Origin of the sequence: Amycolatopsis acidicola, from assembly GCF_007713735.2 — a bacterium.
Taxonomy (GTDB): domain Bacteria; phylum Actinomycetota; class Actinomycetes; order Mycobacteriales; family Pseudonocardiaceae; genus Amycolatopsis_E; species Amycolatopsis_E acidicola.
Map to the genome: position 1 here is coordinate 1 of NZ_VMNW02000054.1, position 21,606 is coordinate 21,606.

19 protein-coding genes are annotated in these 21,606 nt (G+C 69.0%); 8 read left to right on the forward strand and 11 right to left on the reverse strand.

What is annotated here, in order from left to right:
- Positions 1–268: 268 nt before the first annotated feature.
- A complete protein-coding gene (glgP, locus tag FPZ12_RS28890) occupies positions 269–2,794 on the reverse strand; it encodes an alpha-glucan family phosphorylase (protein ID WP_144753195.1) in 2,526 nt (841 codons plus the stop codon).
- A 58-nt stretch (positions 2,795–2,852) separates the two neighbouring features.
- Between glgP and FPZ12_RS28895 the strand changes: the two genes are divergently transcribed.
- On the forward strand, positions 2,853–4,283 hold the full coding sequence (locus FPZ12_RS28895; protein ID WP_144753198.1) for a neutral zinc metallopeptidase: 1,431 nt from the start codon (positions 2,853–2,855) through the stop codon (positions 4,281–4,283).
- Between the two features lie 65 nt (positions 4,284–4,348).
- Here FPZ12_RS28895 and FPZ12_RS28900 read toward each other — a convergent pair whose 3' ends face one another.
- Positions 4,349–5,272 carry a tetratricopeptide repeat protein gene (locus FPZ12_RS28900; protein WP_208026058.1) on the reverse strand — a complete coding sequence of 308 codons (924 nt, stop codon included), beginning with the start codon at positions 5,270–5,272 and terminating at the stop codon, positions 4,349–4,351.
- Between the two features lie 70 nt (positions 5,273–5,342).
- Complete coding sequence (locus FPZ12_RS28905; protein WP_144753203.1) at positions 5,343–5,639, reverse strand: thiamine-binding protein; 297 nt, start codon at positions 5,637–5,639, stop codon at positions 5,343–5,345.
- 83 nt (positions 5,640–5,722) lie between these two features.
- Between FPZ12_RS28905 and FPZ12_RS28910 the strand changes: the two genes are divergently transcribed.
- A complete protein-coding gene (locus FPZ12_RS28910) occupies positions 5,723–6,223 on the forward strand; it encodes a MarR family winged helix-turn-helix transcriptional regulator (RefSeq protein WP_144753207.1) in 501 nt (166 codons plus the stop codon).
- 66 nt (positions 6,224–6,289) lie between these two features.
- On the opposite strand, the gene FPZ12_RS28915 is transcribed toward FPZ12_RS28910, so the two are convergent.
- Together FPZ12_RS28915 and FPZ12_RS28920 are read right to left on the reverse strand one after the other, a co-directional pair.
- A complete protein-coding gene (locus tag FPZ12_RS28915; protein ID WP_144753210.1) occupies positions 6,290–6,652 on the reverse strand; it encodes a DUF3817 domain-containing protein in 363 nt (120 codons plus the stop codon).
- Between the two features lie 178 nt (positions 6,653–6,830).
- Positions 6,831–10,043 (reverse strand): GH92 family glycosyl hydrolase, encoded by a 3,213-nt coding sequence (locus FPZ12_RS28920; RefSeq protein ID WP_243770085.1) that lies wholly within the window; start codon positions 10,041–10,043, stop codon positions 6,831–6,833.
- 239 nt (positions 10,044–10,282) lie between these two features.
- Here FPZ12_RS28920 and FPZ12_RS28925 point away from each other — a divergent pair, with 239 nt between their 5' ends.
- The 5 genes from FPZ12_RS28925 (at position 10,283) to FPZ12_RS28945 (ending at position 15,280) form a co-directional block, all read left to right on the forward strand.
- Positions 10,283–11,266: a LacI family DNA-binding transcriptional regulator gene (locus FPZ12_RS28925; RefSeq protein ID WP_144753213.1), complete on the forward strand. Its 984-nt coding sequence runs from the start codon at positions 10,283–10,285 to the stop codon at positions 11,264–11,266.
- Complete coding sequence (locus tag FPZ12_RS28930) at positions 11,263–12,279, forward strand: class I mannose-6-phosphate isomerase (RefSeq protein WP_144753216.1); 1,017 nt, start codon at positions 11,263–11,265, stop codon at positions 12,277–12,279. The genes FPZ12_RS28925 and FPZ12_RS28930 overlap by 4 nt, the downstream gene beginning before the upstream one ends.
- Positions 12,276–13,043 carry an ATP-binding cassette domain-containing protein gene (locus FPZ12_RS28935; RefSeq protein ID WP_144753219.1) on the forward strand — a complete coding sequence of 256 codons (768 nt, stop codon included), beginning with the start codon at positions 12,276–12,278 and terminating at the stop codon, positions 13,041–13,043. The genes FPZ12_RS28930 and FPZ12_RS28935 overlap by 4 nt, the downstream gene beginning before the upstream one ends.
- Before the next feature lie 88 nt (positions 13,044–13,131).
- Positions 13,132–14,178: an ABC transporter permease gene (locus tag FPZ12_RS28940; protein ID WP_144753221.1), complete on the forward strand. Its 1,047-nt coding sequence runs from the start codon at positions 13,132–13,134 to the stop codon at positions 14,176–14,178.
- Between the two features lie 124 nt (positions 14,179–14,302).
- A complete protein-coding gene (locus tag FPZ12_RS28945; protein WP_166462939.1) occupies positions 14,303–15,280 on the forward strand; it encodes an ABC transporter substrate-binding protein in 978 nt (325 codons plus the stop codon).
- Positions 15,281–15,319: 39 nt separating this feature from the next.
- Here FPZ12_RS28945 and FPZ12_RS28950 read toward each other — a convergent pair whose 3' ends face one another.
- The 3 genes from FPZ12_RS28950 to FPZ12_RS28960 form a co-directional block, all read right to left on the reverse strand.
- Positions 15,320–15,622, reverse strand: a complete 303-nt coding sequence (locus FPZ12_RS28950) for a hypothetical protein (protein WP_144753227.1) — start codon at positions 15,620–15,622, stop codon at positions 15,320–15,322.
- 68 nt (positions 15,623–15,690) lie between these two features.
- A complete protein-coding gene (locus tag FPZ12_RS28955; protein ID WP_144753229.1) occupies positions 15,691–16,401 on the reverse strand; it encodes an isocitrate lyase/PEP mutase family protein in 711 nt (236 codons plus the stop codon).
- On the reverse strand, positions 16,398–16,853 hold the full coding sequence (locus tag FPZ12_RS28960) for a carboxymuconolactone decarboxylase family protein (protein WP_144753232.1): 456 nt from the start codon (positions 16,851–16,853) through the stop codon (positions 16,398–16,400). Before FPZ12_RS28960 ends, FPZ12_RS28955 begins: the two co-directional genes overlap by 4 nt.
- A 46-nt stretch (positions 16,854–16,899) precedes the next feature.
- Between FPZ12_RS28960 and pdxR the strand changes: the two genes are divergently transcribed.
- On the forward strand, positions 16,900–18,276 hold the full coding sequence (gene pdxR / locus FPZ12_RS28965; protein WP_144753235.1) for a MocR-like pyridoxine biosynthesis transcription factor PdxR: 1,377 nt from the start codon (positions 16,900–16,902) through the stop codon (positions 18,274–18,276).
- A 19-nt stretch (positions 18,277–18,295) separates the two neighbouring features.
- Here the strand turns inward: pdxR and FPZ12_RS28970 are convergent, their stop codons facing one another.
- From FPZ12_RS28970 to FPZ12_RS28980, 3 genes are read right to left on the reverse strand one after another with little or no spacing between them, the layout of a single operon-like run.
- Positions 18,296–19,351 carry an NAD(+)/NADH kinase gene (locus tag FPZ12_RS28970; protein ID WP_144753238.1) on the reverse strand — a complete coding sequence of 352 codons (1,056 nt, stop codon included), beginning with the start codon at positions 19,349–19,351 and terminating at the stop codon, positions 18,296–18,298.
- Between the two features lie 5 nt (positions 19,352–19,356).
- Entirely contained in the window at positions 19,357–20,325 is a 969-nt protein-coding gene (meaB, locus tag FPZ12_RS28975; protein WP_144753242.1) for a methylmalonyl Co-A mutase-associated GTPase MeaB, read from the reverse strand.
- A 12-nt stretch (positions 20,326–20,337) separates the two neighbouring features.
- Positions 20,338–21,525 carry an acetyl-CoA C-acetyltransferase gene (locus FPZ12_RS28980; RefSeq protein ID WP_144753245.1) on the reverse strand — a complete coding sequence of 396 codons (1,188 nt, stop codon included), beginning with the start codon at positions 21,523–21,525 and terminating at the stop codon, positions 20,338–20,340.
- Positions 21,526–21,606 lie beyond the last annotated feature (81 nt).

Here is a 21,606-nt window from a genome sequence, read left to right on the forward strand (position 1 = left end):
CCCTAACCCCACCCGGCACATTTGCCGCCCCCGTCGGCGTGTTGGCCGTTCCCGCCGCCGTGTTTGCCGCACCGGTCAGCGTGTTTGCCGCACCGGTCAGCGTGTTGGCCGCCCCGGTCACCGTGTTGGCCGCCCCGGAAGTGCTCGCACCCATGCGGGGCGTGTTGGCCCCGCCGGGGGCCAACCAACCGACGGCGGGAGCCAACACGTCGACGTGGGCGGCCAACATGCCCGCGGGAATGGCAAACACGCCGTGGGGCGGGGGTTGCTAGGCCAGGGCTACTTTTCCTAGTTCTGCTGGGGTTGCCAGTAGCGGGTGTTTCGGCAGGACGCGCACGGTGTAGCCCAGCGAACCCGCGCGCGGCAGGCGCACGACCGCCACGAACTCGCCGATGCCGCCGGGGGTCATGGGCACCGTCATCGGCTCGTGCAAGTCGTCGGTGTCTTCGACCCTGCCCACCACGGCCTGGATGTCCACTTCGGACGGATCGAGGCCCGCGAGGTCGATGCGCGCCCGCAGCCGCACCTCGCTGCCCACTTCCAGTGCTTCCGCGGTCATCTCGGTGTCGAAGATCTTCACGTGCGGCCACACCGTCTCGATGCGTTTGCGGTACTCCGAAAGCGATTTCGCACCGGCGTAGGAGTCCTGGCTCGCGGCGGTGACCGTGCGGGCCGCGGGCTGGTAGTGCGACTCGACGTACTCGCGCACCATCCGCGAAGCTTGCACGCGCGGGCCGAGGGTGTCGAGGGTGTGCCAGACCATCGACATCCAGCCCTTCGGCACGTTGTCCCCGTCGCGCTCGTAGAACAACGGCGCGACCTGCTGGCCCAGCAGGTCGTACAGCGCGGCCGCTTCCAGCTCGTCACGGCGGAGCGGGTCACGGATGCCGTCGGCGGTCGGGATGGCCCAGCCGTTGCTGCCGTCGTAGCACTCGTCCCACCAACCGTCCCGGATGGACAGGTTGAGCCCGCCGTTGAGCGCGGACTTCATGCCCGACGTGCCACACGCCTCCAGCGGACGGGTCGGGTTGTTCAGCCACACATCGCAACCGCGATACAGATACCGGGCCATCGACATGTCGTAGTCCGGCAGGAAAACCATACGGCGCCGCACTTCCGGATCGTCGACGAAGCGGACGATCTGCTGGATCAGCTGCTTCCCGCCCTCGTCGGCGGGATGCGACTTCCCGGCCACGACGACCTGGATCGGCCTGTCCTCGTCCAGCAGCAGCGCCCGCAACCGCTCGGGATCGCGCAGCATGAGCGTGAGCCGCTTGTACGTGGGCACGCGGCGGGCGAAACCGACCGTGAGCACGTCCGGGTCGAAAACCGTGTTGATCCAGCCCAGTTCCAGCGCCGAAGCACCGCGCTGCAGCCACGCGTCACGCACCCGGCGACGCACCTCGACGACCAGTTTCTGCCGCAGGTCACGGCGCAGCGCCCACAGCTCCTCATCGGAAACGCCCTGGTCGCTGGGCAACTGTCCCTTGTGGCCCCACTCCTTGTGCTTGCCGCCGAGCAACGCCGTCAGCTCCCTGGCGACCCACGTCGGCCCGTGCACGCCGTTGGTCACCGAGGTGATCGGCACCTCGTCCTCGTCGAACCCGGACCACAGCCGCGCGAACATGCGACGCGAAACCCGGCCGTGCAGCTGGGAAACGCCGTTGGCCCGCTGGGCGAGCCGCAAACCCATGTGCGCCATGTTGAACATGCCGGGGTTGTCCTCGGCGCCGAGCGCGAGGATGCGCTGCGTCTCGATGCCCGGTAGCAGGCGCCCGTCACCGAAGTAGTGCTGCACGAGGTCCACCGGGAAACGATCGATGCCGGCGGGCACCGGGGTGTGCGTGGTGAACACGGTGCCCGCGCGCACCGGTGGCAGCACCTCGTCGAAGCCGAGACCGTTCTCGTCGATGATCTCCCGCGCTCGCTCCAGGCCGAGGAAACCGGCGTGGCCTTCGTTGGTGTGGAAGACCTCCGGCTGCGGATGCCCGGTCAGCTCGCAGTACCGCCGCACGGCGCGCATCCCGCCGATCCCGGCGAGGATCTCCTGCCGGATGCGATGATCCGCGTCCCCGCCGTAGAGCCGGTCGGTGACGCGGCGCAGGTCCTCGTCGTTGGCCTCCACATCGGTGTCCAGCAACAGCAACGGAACCCGGCCGACGTGCGCCAGCCATACCTGCGCGTACATGTCACGGCCGCCGGGCATCGCGACGTGCACCAGCTCCGGCTCGCCGTTCTCGCCGATGAGCAGGTCCAGCGGCAGCGCGTTCGGGTCGATCACCGGGTAGTGCTCGAGCTGCCAGCCGTCGAGCGAGAGCCCCTGCCGGAAGTAGCCTGCCCGGTACAGCGGCCCGACCCCGATCACCGGGACACCGAGATCCGACGAGGCCTTGAGGTGATCGCCCGCGAGCACGCCCAGCCCGCCCGAGTAGTTCGGCAACGCTTCGTGCACACCGAACTCCATGCAGAAGTAGGCGATGCTGCGCGGCGCGCCCGCCTGCTGCTCCTGGTACCACCTGTCCTCGGTCAGGTAGCGGCGCAGATCCTCGGTGGCCGCGTTCGCCCTCGCCAGGAACTTCTCGTCCGCGGCAAGCTCCTCCAGCCTGCTCGAAGGCACCGCGAGCAACATCCGGAGCGGATCGCGAACCCGGCGGAACAGTTCGTCGTCCAAGGACGCGAACAGGTCCCTGGTCGGCGGGTGCCACGTCCAACGCAGGTTGGTCGCCAACTCCCGCAGCCCGGCCAGTGGCTCCGGGAGGCTGGCGCGGACGGTGAACCGACGAATTGCTCTCATGAGAGCCGACGATATCGGTAAGGTGCCCGTGTCCGTAGGTGACGAAGGAACGGTGAAGATGCGCGCAGGGGGACCACGACGGCCGTTGGCCGCCGTTTTGACGGCGGTACTGGTGCTGGGCTTGGCGGCCTGCGGCGGGAAGGGCGAGTCGTCCACCGCGGCGGGCACCGTCGACGGGCTGCCGATCACGCACTTCGAGAGCGGGTTGAAGTCGGACGCCCCGACCCCGGACCTCCAGGTGGAGAACGTCAGCGACGACGAGGCGGACAAACTCGCCACGGCCACGATCGCCGACGTCGAGGCCTACTGGGGCGAACAGCTGCCCAACGACTTCGGCGTCCAGTTCGAGCCGGTCAAATCGCTGCTGTCGTACGAGTCGGACGGCCCCAACCAGGAGAACGGCTGCGGCGACACGAAGAAGAACGTCAACGCGTTCTACTGCGGCGCGGACGACTCGGTCGCCTGGGACCGCAGTGTGCTGCTGCCCACGATGATCCAGCAGTTCGGCCCGCTCTCGGTGGTCACCGTGCTGGCGCACGAGTTCGGGCACGCGGTCCAGTACCGGATCAAGGACCAGACCGGGATCAGCAAGTCCACCCCGACGATCGTCAAGGAGCAGCAGGCCGACTGCTTCGCCGGCGGCTACTACCGCTGGGTCGCGGAGGGCAAGAGCAAGTACTTCAACGTGTCCACCGGCGAGGGGCTGAACTCGGCGCTGTCGTCGCTGTTCCTGGTCCGCGACAGCGCGGGCACCTCGGCCACCGACCAGCAGGCGCACGGCACGGCGTTCGACCGCATCTTCGCGTTCCAGCTCGGGTTCGAGAAGGGCCCGAAGGACTGCGCGGCGCTGAACATGGACAACATCAAGCCCCGGCTCACCGAGCGCCCCTTCGACAAGGGCGACAAGACCGAGGGCGACACCAAGATCACCGATGATTCCGTTGCCGTGCTGAAGGAAAGCCTCGACTCCGCGTTCCAGGGCGCGAACGTGCCGGGCCCGGAGATCACCGACGGCGGCGGGAGCTGCCCGAGCGGCGCGGCCACCCCGCCCGCGTCGTACTGCGCGTCGGACAACAGCGTGAGCATCGACCTGTCGTCGTTGGCGGCGCTGGGCAAACCGGTCGACACCGAGGCCGAGTGGAACGGCGAGGACAGCGGCGGGCACGGCGACTTCGCGGCCTTCTCGGAAATCGCCTCCCGGTACACGCTCGGCATCCAGAAGGGCGTCGGCGCGTCCATCGACAACGCCAACGCGGGCCTGCGCACGGCTTGCCTCGTCGGCGCCTGGGCGGCGGTCGCGTCCACCAGCGGCAAGCTGCGGCTGTCGGCGGGTGACCTGGACGAGGCGATCTCGGACCTGCTTCGCCCGGACAGCCTCGTGGCGGCGGACGTCAACGGGAAACGCGTGGACGCCGGGTTCACCCGCGTCGAGGCGATGCGCACCGGCTACCTCCAGGGCTCGACGCCCTGCACCCAGCAGTACGGCTAGAAACCCTTGCCGCAGCACGAAAAACGCCGCTCACCTCGCACGTGAGCGGCGTTTTTCGTGGTCGGTCAGAAGAGTGCCGATGCCAGGTTCCGCCGGGCCTTGGCCACCCGCTCGTCGGCCGGGTCGAACAGCTCGAACAACCCCACCAGGTGCTCGCGCACCCGGTTCCGGTCGTCGCCTGCCGTGCGCCGCACCGCGGCGATCAGCCTGTCGAAGGCCGCCTCCGCTTCGTTCTGCGCGACCTCGAAGTCCGCGGCCGCGAGCTGCGCGTCCAGGTCGCCCGGCTCCGCGTCGGCCTTGGCCACCGCGGACGAGTCGGCCTCGGCGGCGCGGGCCTCGAACCGGACGTGCACCAGGGCCGCCTTCGCCTGCTCGTTCGCCGGCTCCACGTCCAGGATCCGCTGGTACGCCGCCTCCGCCGCCGCGAAGTCACCCCGGGCGAAGGCGTCCTCCGCCTCGGTGAAGCGCGGGTCTTCCGGCTCCTCGGCCGGCTCGCCGCCCTGCTGCGCGCCCTGCGCGCCGGGCAGCTTGTCCTTGAGGGCGTCGAGAAGTTCGTCGAGCCACTTCTGGACCTCGGCCTCGGGCAACGCGCCGGCGAAGGCGTGCACCGGCTGCCCGCCGGCGACCGCGACCACCGTCGGGATGGACTGGGCGCCGAAGAGCTGCGCGATGCGCGGGCTGGCCTCGACGTCGACCCTGGCCAGCACCCAGGCACCGTTCGCATGGGAGGCGAGCTTGTCGAGGGTCTGGCTGAGTTGCTGGGCCTGCCCGCTGTAGCTCGCCGTCAGCTCGACGACCACGAGCTGGTTCAGGGACCGCTCGACGACCTCGGGCTGGAAATCCGCCTCGGTGACATTGAGCACCGCGCCACCGGCGGGCGCGCCGCCGCCGCCGGTCGGCGCCTGCGGCGACGACTGCTGTTGGCGCTGCGCGTCCGCGCGTGCCTTCAGCGCGGACAGATCGACCGCGCCGGAGAGCGCGGCGGACATGGCTGCTGAATTCGCTGCTGCTCCGCGTGGGTTCGTCACGCGTCCATCCTGGCACGCGCGCCCGGAAGATTCACCGGAGGTGGTCTTCGACGCGCTCCACCTTCGCGGTCAGCTGACCGGTGTAGCCGGGCCGGATGTCGGCCTTCAGCACCAGCGCCACCCGGGACGAGCCCTCACCAGCGGCTTCGACCGCCCGTTTGACGACGTCCATGACCTCGTCCCACTCGCCCTCGACGTTGGTGAACATCGCGTTCGTCGAGTTCGGCAGCCCCGAGTCGCGGACCACTTTGACCGCGCGCGCGACGGCTTCGCTGACCCCGCCCTCCGGGTCACCGCCGGACGGGCTGACGCTGAATGCCACGAGCATGGCTGCCCCTTTCACGTTGTGCGTTCGGGTTCGGGCACTACCCTGCCCCAACGCTCTGGTACCCGCTGGTAGCTTGCCATTTCATGAGCCGTCCCCTGCCCTTCGACCCGATCGCCCGCGCCGCGCAGCTGTGGGAGGACCGGATCGGGCCGTCCGACACGATGGCCGCGGTCACCGGGTTGATGCGCGTGCAGCAGATCATCCAGTCGGCCGTGGACGGCGCGCTGAAACCGCACGGGCTGACTTTCGCCAGGTACGAAGCGTTGGTGTTGCTCACTTTCGCGCGGCGCTCGAGCCTGCCGATGCGCGTGATGGGCGAACGGTTGCAGCTGCACCCGACGAGCGTCACCAACATCGTCGACCGGCTGGAGCGTGACGGGCTCGTGAAGCGGATGCCGCACCCGACCGACCGCCGCACGACGCTGGTCGAGATCACCGACGACGGACGCGCCCGGCACGCGGAAGCCACCAAGGCGGTGACGGCGATCGACTTCGGACTCGTCGGGTTGACCGGCAACCAGACCACCCAGCTCACCGAGCTGCTCACCCGCATCCGCAAAGCCACCGGCGACTTCGTGGACTAGGCGGCCGCCCAGGAACGACGAAAGTGCGGGCCCTCGAACCGAGAGCCCGCACGTCGTCGCGGGAAGTCAGGCGGAGACGGGGGTCTTGGCGAAAAGACCGGTGCCACCGTAGATCTGGCGCTGGGGGCCGTCCAGCTTGCCGGTGCGCAGCGCCCAGGTCTCGAACCACCAGGTGAACAACGGCGGGATGCTCGCCAGCAGCGCCAGCAGCAGGGTCTTCGGCCGCCAGCCCAGCGGCTTGAACACAGACAGGGAGGTGATGACGTACAGCACGAAGATCACTCCGTGCACCATGCCGAGCACCGGGACGCCACCCTCGTGGGAGGTGTGGAAGCCGTACTTCAGAATCATCCCGATCAGCAAACCCGCCCAGGAAAACGCCTCGGCGACTGCGGCCACGCGGAAAACGAGAGCGGCCTTGCTGGACACGACTTCCTCCCTATAGGTCACACACACAAAAATCGTCCGGCAACGGGGGTCGGCCGGGACTTCACCCGGTCGACGTCAACCACGCTGTCGGACGTTTCGATACCAGTGTGCGCCGTGACCGTGCTCACGGGAACATCGGGGGTCGTGATTGTTCTCACGACCCCCGATGCGCGTCATCTCATGCGCCCACCCCGATCGCGAAGACGTGCAGCTGTCCACCCGAAACCGAGGACGGCAGGGTCACACTGGCGACCTGCTTCCCACTGTCCAAAGTGATCGGTGCGCTCGCGAACACGTAGGTGCCGATCTGTTGCGTGTCACCGCCCGTGCTGTTCCGGTACGAGGTCGTGACCGCCTTGACGTTCCCGTACGCGAGCTGTTGCGCCCCGGCCCCGAGCGTCCAGTCGGAGAACCCGAGCTGCGCGGTGCTCGTACTGCCGTCGGTGTAGGTGATCGTGACCGTGCCCGAGGCGTTGCCGTTCGCCGCCGCGCCGAGGAACGCGAGCCGCCCGCTGCCGGACACGTTCACCGTTTGTCCTTGTGCGAGCACATTGTCCGGATCTCCCGCCGGGTAATTCGGCCAGGTGTAGGACAAACCGTCGACGGTGACTGTGCCGCCGGGTGTCGCGCCCGCGGCCGCGAGAGCGTCGGACGAATAGCTGAAGCCGACCCCGTCGAAGTTCGCCACGCCGGGCTGCGCGTCCGGCGAGATGCCCGCGTTGTTCACCGTGGCGAGCCAGCTTCCGGGCTGTGCCACGAGAACCCCGAGCGTCGTGGTCAGCGGCTGCTGCCCGTCGGCGGTCAGCGTTATCGGCACCTGGTAGCGCCCGTCGGCCGTGCCGGCCGCGACATTCACCGTCACGTCGGCGGTCACCTTGGCCCCGGCCGGCACTTCGAGGTCGCCGGACGACGGGGTCACCGTGATCCCGGCCGGCGGGTCGGCGCTCCAGTGCCACGTCCGCGTGGTTCCGGAAAGGTCCTGCGCGCCGATCTTCGCCGTGCCACTGCCCCCGGAGGGAATCGTCAGACTTCCGGGATCCACATAGGACAGTGCGGGTGTCTCACCGTCGCGGAAGGACGGTGGCGCGTCGGAAGGCGCGCTGCCCCACGACGTGTCCGGCGTGCCGGAGAGCGTGTAGTCGAGCGTGCCGCCGTTGGCCACGAACGACTCGGGCAGCCAGGTCTTCGTCGTGTCCGCGCCGTTCACCTTCAGCCCGGTCACGTACTCGCCGGACCCGGAACCGTTGACGGTGATGGTCTTCCCGGCACCCGTCTTGATGACCGCCTTGCTGAACAAGGGAGAACCGAGCACGAGCTCGGCACGGCCCGGGATCTCCGGGTACATGCCCAGCGCCGACCACACGTACCAGGAGGACATCTGGCCGAGGTCGTCGTTGCCGACGAGGCCCTCCGGGTTGGGGTTGTAGAGCTCGGTCATCGCCTTGCGCACGACGGCCTGCGTCTTGTAGGGAGCGCCGGCGAAGTCGTACAGCCATGGGGAGTTCGCGTTCGGCTCGTTGCCGAGAAACGCGTGCGGATCCTGGGTTCCCGCGTTCAGCTCGGTGAAGAATTCGTCCAACCGGGACTGTACGGCCTGGTTCCCGCCGAGCGCGGTGATCAACCCGCCCACGTTGTAGGGCACCATCCACGTGTACTGCGCGCCGTTGCCCTCGACCCAGCCGGACGAACTGCCCGGGTTGTACGGCTCGGCGAAGGTCCCGTCGGCCTGCCGCGGCTGAAGGTAACCGCTCGCGGGGTTGTACAGGTTCTGCCAGTTCTGCGCGCGTTTCGTGAACGTCTGGTACGTCGACGTGTCACCGAGCCGTTGCGCCAGCTGCGCGATCGAGAAGTCCGCGCTCGTGTACTCCAGCGTGTCGGCTCCGGCGCCCGGCACGTAACCGAGCCTGAGATAGTCGGCCAGCCCCGGCCGCTCCACATATCCTTGCGTGGTCGGCTCTGTCGCGCCGCGGACCATTGAGGACAGTGCGGAGTTCGCGTCGAAGTCCTTGGCGCCGAAGGCATACGCCGTCGAAACGATGATGTGGTACGGGTCGCCGTTCATCACGCCCGTGTAGTCGTTCGCCACCGTCCAGCGGTCCCAGCTGCCACCCTGCCGCGCGTAGTCGACCATCGACTGCGCCATGTCCGAGGTCTCCTCCGGGGCCAGCATCGCGAGCAGCTGTATTTCGGACCGGTAGATGTCCCAGCCGGAGAAGTTCGTATACACCGCATGGCCCTTGGCCGCCTTGTGCACGCGCCCGTCGAACCCGGTGTACGAGCCGTCGGAGTCGGAGAACACGTTGGGCTGGATCAGGGAGTGGTACAGCGCGGTGTAGAACGTGGTCTTGTCCGCGTCCGAACCGCCGGTCACCTGGATCTGGTTCAGGCGGTCGTTCCAGGCCTTGCGCGCCTCGCTCGCCACGGTGTCGAACGACTTGTGGTTGTTCTCCGCCTTGAGGTTTCCCTGCGCCCCATCGACGGACACAAAGGACAGTCCTACTTGGACGTTCACCTGCGCGCCTGGAGCGAAGGTGACGTAACCGCCGCTGCCCGGCCCGCTGACCGTGGTACTGGTCGGTTTCGCCGACTCGGAGCGGGCCACCTTCTCCTGCGCGGCCACTTTCGCCTGCGCGCCACCGTTTTCCGTGGTCTTGCCCGGGGTGACCGTGCCGTTGCGCCAGGTGCCGATCGAGGCGAACGGGGTGTCGAACTTCGCGTAGAAGTACACGCGGTAGTGCGAGTCCGTGCCGCAGAACCGGCCGCTGGACGCCCAGCCGCTCACGCTGTCCTTGCCGATCGTGATCTGCGCGTCGTCGGTGCCCATGATCGACCCGGAGCTGTTGATCAGCAGCGCGGCCGGGCCGTCCTGCGGGTAGCTGAACCGGCCGGACCCGGTGCGCTGGGTGGCCGTCAGGTCGACCTGCACGCCGCTGTCGAGCTTGACGCTGTACTGCCCGGCGCTCGCCTGCTCGTTCGCGTGCGAGAACGGCAGCGTGTACCGGCCGGGATCCGTCGCCGGTGACGTGGTGACTTCACCCGCGTACGGGATGAACGGGATGTCCTCGTAGGTATCGCAGCCCGCGCCCGAGAGGTGGGTCAGACTGAAGCCCTTGAGTGCCGTGCTGTCGTAGTAGTAGCCGCCGTGCTGTTCGGTGACCGTGTCCGGGCTCCACTGCACCATCCCGAACGGGACCACCGCGCCCGGGAACGTGTTGCCGGCGCCGCCGCCGGTGCCCTGATCCTCGCCGCCCGGCCTCGTCCCGACGAACGGGTTGACCCAGTTCGCCAAGTCCTGAGCCGGGGCGGCATCCGCCTGCACGCCGGGCATGACCGAGGAAACCACGAGGACGGCCGCCAGTGCCAGCCCTGTCCCCATCCGCGAAAGCCGCATTGCTCACGCCTCCCTGACAACCTTGTCGTCGCGACTCACTGTGGTTACCCGGTAACCGGGCAGTCAAGGATCGTGGTGGAACCTGTCCCGTTCCGGACAGCGGATACTCCGGACGTACCAAGGAAAACGTCCCCGGCGTAGTCCAGACCATTGACAAACGGACAGCGGTCGGGTGAGATCCCGAGATTATGACAACGTTGTCGGACGGTCAGCGCCGGAGCACCGGCAGACGGGCCACGATGAACGATGTCGCCCGGCTGGCGGGGGTGAGCATCAAGACCGTGTCCCGGGTGGTCAACGACGAGCCCGCGGTCCACCCGGAGACCGCGCAGCGGGTGCTCGCCGCCATCGACCAGCTCGGCTTCCGGCGCAATCTCGGCGCGCGGAACCTGCGCCGCGGCTCCAGCACCGGCACCATCGGCCTGGTCGTGGAGGACGTCGGCAACCCCTTCTACTCGGAGCTCAACCGCGCGGTGGAGAAGGTCGCGACCTCATTCGGGCGGCACGTGCTCACCGGCTCGTCCGACGAAAACGCCGACCACGAACGCGAACTGGCGCTGGAGTTCTGCGCGCGCCGGGTGGACGGGCTGCTCGTCGTCCCGGCCGGCACGCAGCACGGTTACCTGGTGCCCGAGATGCGGGCCGGCACGCCGGTGGTGTTCCTCGACCGTCCGGCCGGCGACATCGTGGCCGACACGGTGCTGGTGGACAACCTCGGCGGCACCATCGAAGCGGTGGCGCACCTGGCCCGGCACGGGCACCAGCGGATCGCCTTCCTCGGCGACAGGCCGGACATCTTCACCGCGTCAGAACGTCTCCGCGGTTTCCGGGAAGGCTGCGTGCGCGCGGGCCTGCGCTACGAGGAGCGGCTGACAGCGCTACGCACGCCGACACGCGAGAACGTGGCCGACGCGGTGCGGCGCCTGCTCACCGGCCCGGAGCGCGCGACAGCCGTCATCGCGGGCAACAACCGCATCGCCGTGTACCTGCTCCGCGCGCTGGCCCACGTCAGCCCGCGCCCCGCCTTGGTGAGCTTCGACGACTTCGAGCTCGCCGATCTGCTCGACCCGCCCGTCACGGTGATCGGCCACGACGTCGGCCGGCTCGGGGTGGCGGCGGCCGAGCTGCTGTTCGCCCGGATCCACGGCGAGGATTCCCCGCCGAGAAAGGTAGTTCTGCCCGTGCACCTCGTACCCCGCGGCTCCGGTGAGGTCGCCCCGTGACCGCACCGATCAAGCTGCCAGCCAACCAGCCGCCGCAGTTCTACCGCGGCGGGGCCTCCATCGCCGCGCTGCGCGGAGCGAGCTCCGACAAGGAGTTCGGCCCCGAGGACTGGATCGCGTCCACCACCACCCTGTTCGGCCAGGAGGAGAACGGCCTCACCAGACTGCCCGACGGACGCCGGCTGCGCGAAGCCGTCAGCGCCGACCCGGCATCCTGGCTCGGCGCGAAGCACGTCGAGTCCTTCGCCGATTCGACCGCGCTGCTGGTGAAGCTGCTCGACGCGGGCCAGCGCCTGCCGGTGCACTTCCATCCGTCGAACTCGTTCGCGCGCAAGCACTTCGACTCGCATTTCGGCAAGACCGAGGCGTGGATCGTGGTCGGCACGAGCGGTGAAGATCCGCGGGTGTACCCGGGCTTCAAGGAGACGGTAAGCGCTTCCACGGTCGACGAATGGGTGCGCGAGCAGAACACCGAAGCGATGCTCGGCGCGCTGAACAGCGTCCCGGTGCGTCCCGGCGACAACGTCTACATCCCCGCCGGGCTGCCGCACGCGATCGGCGAAGGCGTGTTCGTCGTCGAGCTGCAGCAGCCGACGGACTTCTCACTGACCATCGAGTGGCGGGACTTCCTGGAGAGCCCGGAGAAGGGCCACCTCGGCATCGGTTTCGACACCGCCTTGCAGGCGCTGGACACCACCGCGCGTGACCCGGAGTCGATCATCCGGCGCACCGGGGACGAGGATGGGTCCATTGTGGACCTTCTGGTGCCGGACTCCGCGGATTTCTTCCGGGCCGACCGGCTGCACCCTTTGGCACCACTCGCGCTCGATCCGTCATTCGCCGTGTTCGTCGTCCTCGACGGGCAGGGCACCTTGCGCACCGAGCACGGCGGAGAACTCGCCCTGGCCAAGGGCGACACCGTGGTCGTACCGTTCGCGGCGGGCCAGGCCGAGCTGTCCGGCGACCTGACCACGATCCGTTGCCGCCCACCAGCTCCGGGAGCGCGCCTATGAGTGAAACGATCCTGCTCGACGCCCAGAACATCGTGAAGCACTACGGCTCCGTGGAGGCGCTGCGGGGCGCGTCGTTCCAGGCGCGGGCCGGCGAAGTGACGTCGCTGATCGGCGACAACGGCGCGGGGAAGTCCACCCTGATCAAATGCCTGTCCGGCGCGGAGCAGCCCAGTTCGGGGAAGATCCTGCTGGACGGCAAGGAGATCCACCTCGACTCGCCCACCACCGCGCGGCGTCTCGGCATCGAGACGGTGTACCAGGACCTCGCCGTGGCGCCCGAGCTGGATCCGGCGGCGAACCTGTTCCTCGGCAGGGAGATCCACCGCAAGGGCATCCTCGGCAAGCTCGGGATGCTGGACAAGGGCGAGATGCGCCGGCGGGCCGTCGAGGAGTTCAAACGGCTCGGCGTGACCCTGCAGAGCACGGACGTGCCGATCGGCTCGCTTTCCGGCGGGCAGCGGCAAAGCGTCGCGGTGGCGCGTTCGGTGGTCTGGGCGAGCAAGGTCGTGTTCATGGACGAGCCCACCGCCGCGCTGGGCGTGGTGCAGCGGGAACGCGTGCTGGACGTGATCCGCCGCGTCCGGGACCAGGGCATCGCGGTGGTGCTGATCAGCCACAACATGCCCGAGGTGCTTTCGGTCTCGGACCGGATCGAGGTGCTGCGCCTTGGCACCAGGGTGGCCAGGTTCCAGGCGGCGGACACGAAACTGGAGGACCTCGTCGCGGCGATGACGGGTGCGCTGACCCAGGAGGAGGCCGCATGAGGACTGCTTGCAGGTCCGAATCATCGAACACCACGTCGGCCGACGTCATGGCGCCGCCGCGGCTTGCCGCGTCCGTTGAGGAGGCCGCGTGAGTACCGGGACGAAGGAGATCCAGTCCTCTGTGGAGGGTGGGTTCGGAAAGCGCTCTCTCGGGCAACGGCTGATCGCGGCCAACACCTTCTGGATCGCGCTGGTGCTGATCGCGCTGATCATCGTGTTCACGGTGATCGCGCCCGAGCAGTTCGCCACCCTGTTCACCTTCCAGACCCTGCTGATCGAGACCTCGGTCCTGCTGGTGCTCTCGGTCGGGATGACGTTCGTGATCATCACCTCCGGCATCGACCTGTCCGTCGGTTCGGTGCTGATCTTCGCCGGCATGGTCTGCGGCAAGACGATGGAAGCGCTTTCTCCCGGCGGCAACGCGGGTTCCGCGGGCTGGGGCGTGATCACCATCGGGCTCGTCGCCGCGGTCGTGTCGGGCACGGTCTGGGGGCTGATCAACGGGTTCCTCATCGCGGTGGCGAAGATCCCGCCGCTGATCGTCACCCTCGGCACGATGGGCGCGGCGCTCGGTGCGGCATACCTGCTCAACAACGGCTCGGACGTGCGCAGCGTGCCGACGGTGCTGAACAAGACACTCGGCTACGGCACGTCGCTCGGCGGGGTGCCGAACCTGGTGATCGTCGCCGTCGTGATCACGCTGATCGGCGCGTGGCTGTTGCACACCACCAAGTTCGGCCGCTACACCTACGCGGTCGGGTCGAACGCCGAAGCCGCGAGGCGCTCGGGCATCGGCGTCACCGCGCACCTGCTGAAGGTGTACACGCTGACCGGTTTCCTCGCCGGGATAGCGGGTTTCATGTCGCTGGCCTACTACGCCTCGACCACGATCACCGCGCACACCACGGACAACCTCAACGCCATCGCCGCCACGGTGATGGGTGGCACCAGCCTGTTCGGCGGGGTCGGTTCAGTACTGGGCACGGTGATCGGGGTGTTCATCCCGGCGGTGCTGAAGAAGGGCTTCAACATCACGCAGGTCCAGGACTTCTGGCAGATGATCGCGGTCGGCGCGGTGTTGATCGCCGCCGTGTGGTTCGACCAGCGCCGCCGCAGGCAGCGCAATTCTCGTTAGGTTGTGTTTCAGAAGCGGCGGAGCCGCTTGCGGTGCGGGACTCAGCTCGCTCCGCTACCCGCACCGCAACGCAAACCACTTTTGAACAGTCCTTAGTCCCCACAACGAAGTTGGGAGTTTGTCGATGAAGAAGGTGCTCACCGCGGGCACGGTCGTCGCCGCGGCGGCGCTGCTCGCGGCCTGTGGTTCGGGTCAGGTCGGCGGGTCGGGCAACGACACCGTGCAGAACAGCAAGCAGCTCGCGTTGATCCCGGGCCAGCAGGCCGAGCCGTTCTACATCTCGATGCAGTGCGGCGCCGAGGCCGAAGCGAAGAAGCTCGGCTACCAGCTCACCACGAGCGCGCCACAGAAGTTCGACGCGGCGATGCAGACCGAGAAAGTGAACGCGCTGGGCTCCAACCCGCCGGGCGCGCTGCTGATCGCCCCCACCGACGACACGGCGATGCTCGCGCCGATCCAGCAGGTGGCCAACCGCGGCACGAAGATCGTCCAGGTGGACACGGCGCTGAAGGACTCCAGCGTCGCGGTTTCGTCGATCTCCTCCAACAACACCGACGGCGGCAAGCTCGCCGCGCAGACGCTGGCCGATCTGGTCGGGGGCAAATCCGGTTCGGTGCTGGTGCTCGACACGATCGCGGGCACGTCGACCACCGCGCAGCGGGCGCAGGGTTTCACCGACGAGCTGAAGAACCACCCGAACCTGAAGTCGGTCGGCGTGCAGTTCACGCAGAACGAGCCGGAGCAGGCGGCGGCCAAGGTGACCGCGGCGCTGGCCTCGACCCCGGACCTGATCGGCATCTTCGCCACCAACCTCAACACCGGTGAGGGCGCGGCGACGGGCCTGCGCAACGCGGGCAAGATCGGTCAGGTCAACCTGGTCGGCTTCGACGCCAGTCCGTCCGAAGTGGACGGTCTGCGCAAGGGCGAGTACCAGGCGCTGATCGCGCAGGACCCGGCGATGATCGGGCAGCAGGGCGTGGACCAGGCCGCCGCGGCGCTGGAGAACAAGCCGGTGACCAAGAACCTGACGGCACCGCTGCACTCGATCACCAAGGCGAACATGGACGCCAACTCGCAGTACTTCTACAAGCAGCAGTGCTGATCCGGGGAGGGGCGGGCCGCGTCGCCCGCCCCTCTCACCTCAGCACTTCTGGTCGCCGCCGATGGCCTGCTCGGCGAGCCCGAGATCCGGCCTGGCGATGCTCTTCGTGGACTTGGCACCCACGCAGTACTGCACGGTGGAGCCGGTCGGCGTGCCGCCGGGGCCGGCACCCCAGACGTACTTGATCCCCACCTTGGCCTTGTAGTTGTGGCAGTTCGTGTACTTCTGGCCGCCGAAGTCGAGCCCGCACGACGCCGCCTGCGCCCCTGGCGCGCCGACCACCGAAACGGCCACCAGACTCACCGCGGCCGCGCAAGCACCCAGAACCCTTTTGATATCCATCTGTTCCTCCTCCCGACGATCACCATCGCACGCCTGGAGGGGGCGCGCGACCTGACCGCCGAGTGGAGTCAGAGCTCCTTCAACCGGTTCGCGAACCAGTCCCTTGTCTCCTTCCACAGCCCGGCGCCCAGCGAAATCCTGGCCACACCGAGGCTTGCGAGGTCGGTGTCCGGGATTCGGTTGCCGTTCACCGCGGCCGGGCTGACCGCCTTCACGAACTCCCCCAGCACCTCGGCCGAGCGGACCGCGATCGGGTACACGCAGTCCGCGCCCGCCGCCAGGTACGCTCGCGCGCGCTCGACGGCGCCCGGCAGCTGCGCGGCCTGGTCCTCGGCCCGGAGGAACAGGTCCGTGCGAGCGTTGAGCACCAGCTCCTGCCCGGCCGCTTCCCTTACCGCGGCGAGGAAATCGCTCTGCTCCGAGATCGAGCGCAGCTGCCCGCGGCCGTGGTCGGTGTCCTCGAGGTTGCAGCCGACCGCGCCCGTCTCCAGCAGCCGCTCGACGAACTCGGCGGCGGGCAGGCCGTAGCCGGATTCGGCGTCCACCGTGACCGGGACCGGCACCGCTTTGGCGATGCGCGCCGCCGCGGCGAACATTTCCTCGACCGGCGCGTGCTCCCCGTCCTGGAAGCCCTGCACCATCGCGACCGCGAACGAACTCGTTGCCACGACAGGGAAACCTGCGTCGACGACGAGGTGCGCGGTGTCCGCGTCCCACGCGTTCGGCAGCACGAGCGGCTTCCCCGGTACGTGCAGCTCCCGCAGCCGTGCCGCAGTCATGCCGGCACCGGGGTGTGGCTGGTGACGTTGAGGCGGTTGAAGGTGTTCATGATCGTGATCGCCCAGGCGATCACCGTGTACTGCTCCTCGGTGAACGCGGCGGTGGCGCGCTGGTACACGTCCTCCGGCACGTCCTGCGTTTCGGACAGCTTCGTCATCGCGTCGGCCAGCGCGAGCGCGGCCTCCTCCTGCTCCGTGTAGACGCCCGCCTCGCGCCACGCGTTGAGCAGGTAGATGCGCTGCTCGGTCTCGCCGATCTTGCGGGCGTCCTTGACGTGCATGTCGAGGCAGAACGCGCACCCGTTCAGCTGCGAAGTCCGGATCTTGAGCAGTTCCAGCAGCTTGGGGTCCAGGCCGGCGTCGGCGGCCGCGGTCTTGAGGTCGTCGTTGATGGCGATGACGCCCTTCAGCCAGGCAGGGCGCGTGTTGGAGAGGGAGATCCGCTTCGTCATGGCATCAACGCTAGTCCGAACTGGCCCACGAGTATGGTCCAGTGACGTGGCAGATTCGTGGTCCAGTTCGGGCTGGGACGTGCACCTGGACTGGGATCCGGAAACGGGCAGGCAGGGCCTCGCCGACGCGCTCCGCAAGGCGATCCGCGAGGGGCGGCTCACCCCGGGCACGGCCGTCCCGTCCACCCGCGCGCTAGCGAAGGACCTCGGCATCGCGCGCGGCACGGTGACGAGGGTGTACTCGGACCTCACCGTCGAGGGCTTCCTCCGTACGACGCAGGGCGCGCCCACCCGGGTGGCCGCGAATGAGGCACCGGCGCTGCCGGACCAGCAGCGGACGGCCCCGTGGGTCCCGGACGTCCGGTGGGATCTGTTTCCCGGGCGGCCCGATCTGTCGTCCTTCCCTCGCGCCGCCTGGGTTTCCGCGACGCGGCGCGTGATGCAGGACGCGCCGGCGAGCGTCTTCGACTACTCGGACACGCGTGGTTCCCTCGTGCTGCGGGACGCGCTGTCGCGTTACCTGGCGCGCAGTCGTGGGGTGCAGGCGGATCCGGCGCGGATCGTGGTGACCGGTGGGTTCGGCCAATCGCTTTTCCTGCTGGCGCGGGTGTTGTACTCGCGTGGTGTGCGGGAGTTGGCTTTCGAGGATCCTTCGCTGCCGGAGTTCCGCCAAGGTGCGGCGGGCGCCGGGATGTCGACCGTGGGCGTGCCGGTGGACGAGCGCGGCGTCCGAGTGTCCGAAATAGACAGTCCGGCGCTGGTCGTGACCCCGGCGCATCAGTACCCGCTCGGCGTCACCCTGGCCCCGGAACGGCGGACGGAACTCGTCCGCTGGGCCACGAAAACCGGCGGCCTGGTGATCGAGGACGACTACGACGGAGAATTCCGCTTCGACCGGCAGCCGATCGGTGCCCTGCAAGCGCTCGCCCCGGAGCGCGTCGTGTACGCGGGCACGGCGAGCAAGACGCTGGCGCCCGCGATGCGGATCGGCTGGCTGGTCCTGCCGCGCGCGCTCGTGGCGCCCATGCGCGCGGAACTGCACTCGCTCGGCTGGCGCCCGCCGACGCTGGACCACCTGGTGCTGGCGGAAATGCTGAACTCCGGTGCTTACGACCGCCATGTCCGGCAGCGCCGTCTCGCGTACCGGCGTCGTCGGGATCGCGTGCTGGCGGCCCTGCCGGCGGGCATCACCCCAGTCGGCATTTCCGCCGGGTTGCACCTACTGCTGCGCTTCCCGCCGGGCTTCCGCTCCGAACGGGAGGTGGTCGCGCAAGCGCTGCGCGCGTCCATCGCCGTCGACCCGCTCGGCCGGTACTGGATCAGCCCTGGTGTGCACCCGCAAGGCATCGTGCTCGGCTACGCCACCCCGGCGGAGCACGCGTTCGGACCGGCCGTGGAGGCACTGACGAACCTGCTGCGGTGAGCGGGGGGTTCGCAGAGTGTCAATCCCCATTCGGTCCTGGATGCGCCAGATCCGGCGGCATCGGCTCGTTCGGCGCGTAGGCCGGGGGTTGCCCGTCGGCGAGGGCGGCGGCCGAGTCGACGAGCCCGAACCGGTCGCGCACGCGCCCGAGGAAGTCCGGCTCGGACAGCCGCGCGAGTTTCGACCGGCGCTGCGATCCGTACACCGAAATCCAATCGCCCGGCGCGAGCACCCCGCGCAGCTGCCCGTCGACACTGACCGCGACATCGCCGGAATGTTCCAGCACCAGCAACCCGATCCGCTGGGTCTTGTCCAGCACCACGCTCCGGTTGAACACCATGTGCGCGGCCACCGGCGTGAACACGAGCGCGTCCAGGTGCGGCGACACGATCGGCCCGCCGGCGGCGAAACTGTAGGCGGTGGAGCCGGTGGACGACGCCACGATCAGCGCGTCGGCCGAGTACGAGGCGAACAGCTTCCCGCCGACGTACACGGCCAGGCTCGCCTGCCGGTCCCGCGCGAGCTTCTCGACCACGATGTCGTTGAGCGCCAGCACATCCAGCGGCACACCCCAGCCGACCTGACTCTTCATCCCCGGCCGGACATGCGGCGGCGGCAGCACGGGACCGCGGCCGTAGCGCAGCATTTCCTCGATACCGTGCGGAATCTCCAGCGGATGCGAAGCGCGCATGGTCAACGTCATCCTCGCGTCGACGTGGATGTCACCGCGGTGCACCGCGTCCAGCGCCCGCACCACGTCGTCCGCGTTGACCTCGGTGAGGAACCCGACCCGGCCCACGTTCACGCCGAGCACCAGCGCGTCGACCGGCCCGGCCACCCGCACCCCGCGCAGGAACGTGCCGTCGCCGCCGACCGTCACGATCAGGTCCGGATTACCGGCCCGCTCGGCTTCTTCCCGCGCGTTGAGCCGGTGGCCCTGCCCGTCGTCCCACACATCGATGTCGACGCACGGGATCCCGCGCCCGGCCGCCCATTTCCGCACCTCAGCGGCGGCGGCACGGGCCACGTCCTTGCCGCTGTGAACGACGAGTCCGACGCGCTCGATGGGCACCATGCCTTCTATTGTCCAGGCCGCAGCGAGTCCAGCAGTGCGTCAGCGGCCGCGTACGGGTCGAGCTGCCGCTCCACGACCTGCCGGGCCAACCCGGACAGGTGACCGCCCCCGTGCAGGTCCTCCAGCTCGGCTCGCAGTCGCCGCAGCGCGATGGCCTCGACCTCGCTTGCCGCGCGATGCTCGCGACGCCGCGCCAGCTCACCGTGCGCCGCCAGCCAGTCGTGGTGTTCGTTCAGCGCCGCGACGAGCTCCCCGGCGCCTTCCTCCCGCGAAGCCACCGTCCGCACGATCGGCTGCCGCCAGCTCTCGCCCCGGATTTCGCGGCGGGCGAAGGAGATCAGCTGCTTCAGGTCGCGGACCACGACCTCGGCTCCATCGCGGTCCGACTTGTTCACCACGAACACGTCGGCGATCTCCAGCACGCCGGCCTTGGCCGCCTGTATCCCGTCGCCCATGCCAGGGGCGAGCAGAACCACCGTGGTGTCGGCCAGTTTCACAACGTCCACTTCGGACTGTCCAACCCCGACCGTCTCGATCAGCACGTAGTCGAACCCTGCCGCGTCGAGCACCCGCACGGCCTGCGGCGTCGCCCAGGAAAGCCCGCCGAGGTGCCCGCGCGTCGCCATCGAGCGGATGTACACGCCCGGGTCGGTGGCGTGCTCGGTCATCCGGATGCGGTCGCCCAGCAGCGCCCCACCGGAGAACGGCGACGACGGGTCGATCGCCAGCACGCCGACGCGCTTGCCTTCCTTGCGCAGCGCGGACAACAGCATCGAGGTGGATGTCGACTTGCCGACCCCAGGCGGCCCGGTCAACCCGATCACGCGGGCGTTGCCGGTGTGCGGGGTCAGCGCGGCGGCGACCTCACGCAGCCGGGGGCTGGCGTCCTCGACCAGTGAGATGAGCTTGGCGACCGCACGCGGCTGTCCTTCCCGCGCGCGGTCGACCAGCTCGGAGACGTTCAATGGCGGCATCCCGCCATCCTGTCAATTCGAGGGGACTCGCAGCAGCAGCGCGTCACCCTGGCCGCCGCCACCGCACAGCGCGGCCGCGCCGAGGCCACCGCCGCGGCGGCGCAGTTCGTGCACCAGGTGCACGGCCAGCCGCGCCCCGGAGGCACCGATCGGGTGACCGAGCGCGATCGCCCCGCCGTTGACGTTGACGACGTCGGGGCTCAGCCCGAGCTTGTCGGTGGACACCAGGCCCACCGCCGCGAACGCCTCGTTGATCTCGACCAGGTCCAGCGCGCTCACGTCCAGCTTCGCCTTGGCCAGCGCGGCCTTGATCGCGTTGGAGGGCTGCTCGTGCAGGCTCGCGTCCGGCCCGGCGACCACGCCGTGCGCGCCGATCTCGGCCAGCGGCGCGATGCCCAGCTCCTCGGCCTTCTCCCGGCTCGCCACGACAACCGCCGCCGCGCCATCGGAAATCTGCGACGCCGAACCGGCCGTGATCGTGCCGTCCGACGCGAAAGCGGGACGCAGCTTGGCCAAACCCGCCGCCGTCGTGTCCGCGCGTACGCCCTCGTCGGTCTCGAAGGAGATCGGCTCACCCTTGCGCTGCGGAATCGAGACCGGCGCGAGCTCCTCCTTGAACGCCCCGGCCTCGATCGCGGCGGCCGCCCGCTGGTGCGAACGCGCCGAGAACTCGTCCTGCTGCTCACGGGTCAGCCCGTAGCGGGAGTTGTACTTCTCCGTGGAGGAACCCATCGCGACCTGGTCGAAGGCGCAGAACAGACCGTCGTAAGCCATGTGGTCGACCAGCGTGGTGTCGCCGTACTTGAACCCCGAGCGGGACTTCGGCAGCAGATGCGGGGCCTGGGTCATCGACTCCTGGCCACCCGCGACCACGAGATCGAACTCGCCGGCGCGGATCAGCTGGTCCGCCAGCGCGATCGCGTCCAGGCCGGACAGGCAGACCTTGTTGATGCTCAGCGCCGGCACGTCCATCGGGATCCCCGCGGCCACCGCCGCCTGCCGGGCGGGAATCTGGCCCGCTCCGGCGGTCAAAACCTGACCCATGATCGTGTACTGCACCGCCTCCGGGGAAACCCCGGCGCGCTCCAGCGCCGCCTTGATGGCGACCCCACCCAGCTGAGCCCCGGAGAAGTCCTTGAGCGAACCCAGCAAACGACCGATCGGGGTGCGGGCCGCACCCAGAATCACGGAACCGGACAAGGCAGCCTCCACTCGAACGACGGCGGTCACAACGACGATACCCGGACGAATCCCCAGGTAGATGTGAGCCACCGCACGGGG

Coding starts and splice junctions, on each gene's coding strand:
- FPZ12_RS28900 (WP_208026058.1), bottom strand. CDS start 5,272: ATGTCCGCCGCGCTCTCCGGCGCGGTCGATCTGTCCGCGCTGAAGGCA.
- FPZ12_RS28910 (WP_144753207.1), top strand. CDS start 5,723: ATGAGCCGTCCCCTGCCCTTCGACCCGATCGCCCGCGCCGCGCAGCTG.
- FPZ12_RS28905 (WP_144753203.1), bottom strand. CDS start 5,639: ATGCTCGTGGCATTCAGCGTCAGCCCGTCCGGCGGTGACCCGGAGGGC.
- FPZ12_RS28935 (WP_144753219.1), top strand. CDS start 12,276: ATGAGTGAAACGATCCTGCTCGACGCCCAGAACATCGTGAAGCACTAC.
- FPZ12_RS28970 (WP_144753238.1), bottom strand. CDS start 19,351: ATGGTGCCCATCGAGCGCGTCGGACTCGTCGTTCACAGCGGCAAGGAC.
- FPZ12_RS28955 (WP_144753229.1), bottom strand. CDS start 16,401: ATGACTGCGGCACGGCTGCGGGAGCTGCACGTACCGGGGAAGCCGCTC.
- glgP (WP_144753195.1), bottom strand. CDS start 2,794: ATGAGAGCAATTCGTCGGTTCACCGTCCGCGCCAGCCTCCCGGAGCCA.
- FPZ12_RS28960 (WP_144753232.1), bottom strand. CDS start 16,853: ATGACGAAGCGGATCTCCCTCTCCAACACGCGCCCTGCCTGGCTGAAG.
- meaB (WP_144753242.1), bottom strand. CDS start 20,325: ATGCCGCCATTGAACGTCTCCGAGCTGGTCGACCGCGCGCGGGAAGGA.
- FPZ12_RS28925 (WP_144753213.1), top strand. CDS start 10,283: ATGAACGATGTCGCCCGGCTGGCGGGGGTGAGCATCAAGACCGTGTCC.
- FPZ12_RS28920 (WP_243770085.1), bottom strand. CDS start 10,043: ATGCGGCTTTCGCGGATGGGGACAGGGCTGGCACTGGCGGCCGTCCTC.
- FPZ12_RS28945 (WP_166462939.1), top strand. CDS start 14,303: ATGAAGAAGGTGCTCACCGCGGGCACGGTCGTCGCCGCGGCGGCGCTG.
- FPZ12_RS28950 (WP_144753227.1), bottom strand. CDS start 15,622: ATGGATATCAAAAGGGTTCTGGGTGCTTGCGCGGCCGCGGTGAGTCTG.
- FPZ12_RS28895 (WP_144753198.1), top strand. CDS start 2,853: ATGCGCGCAGGGGGACCACGACGGCCGTTGGCCGCCGTTTTGACGGCG.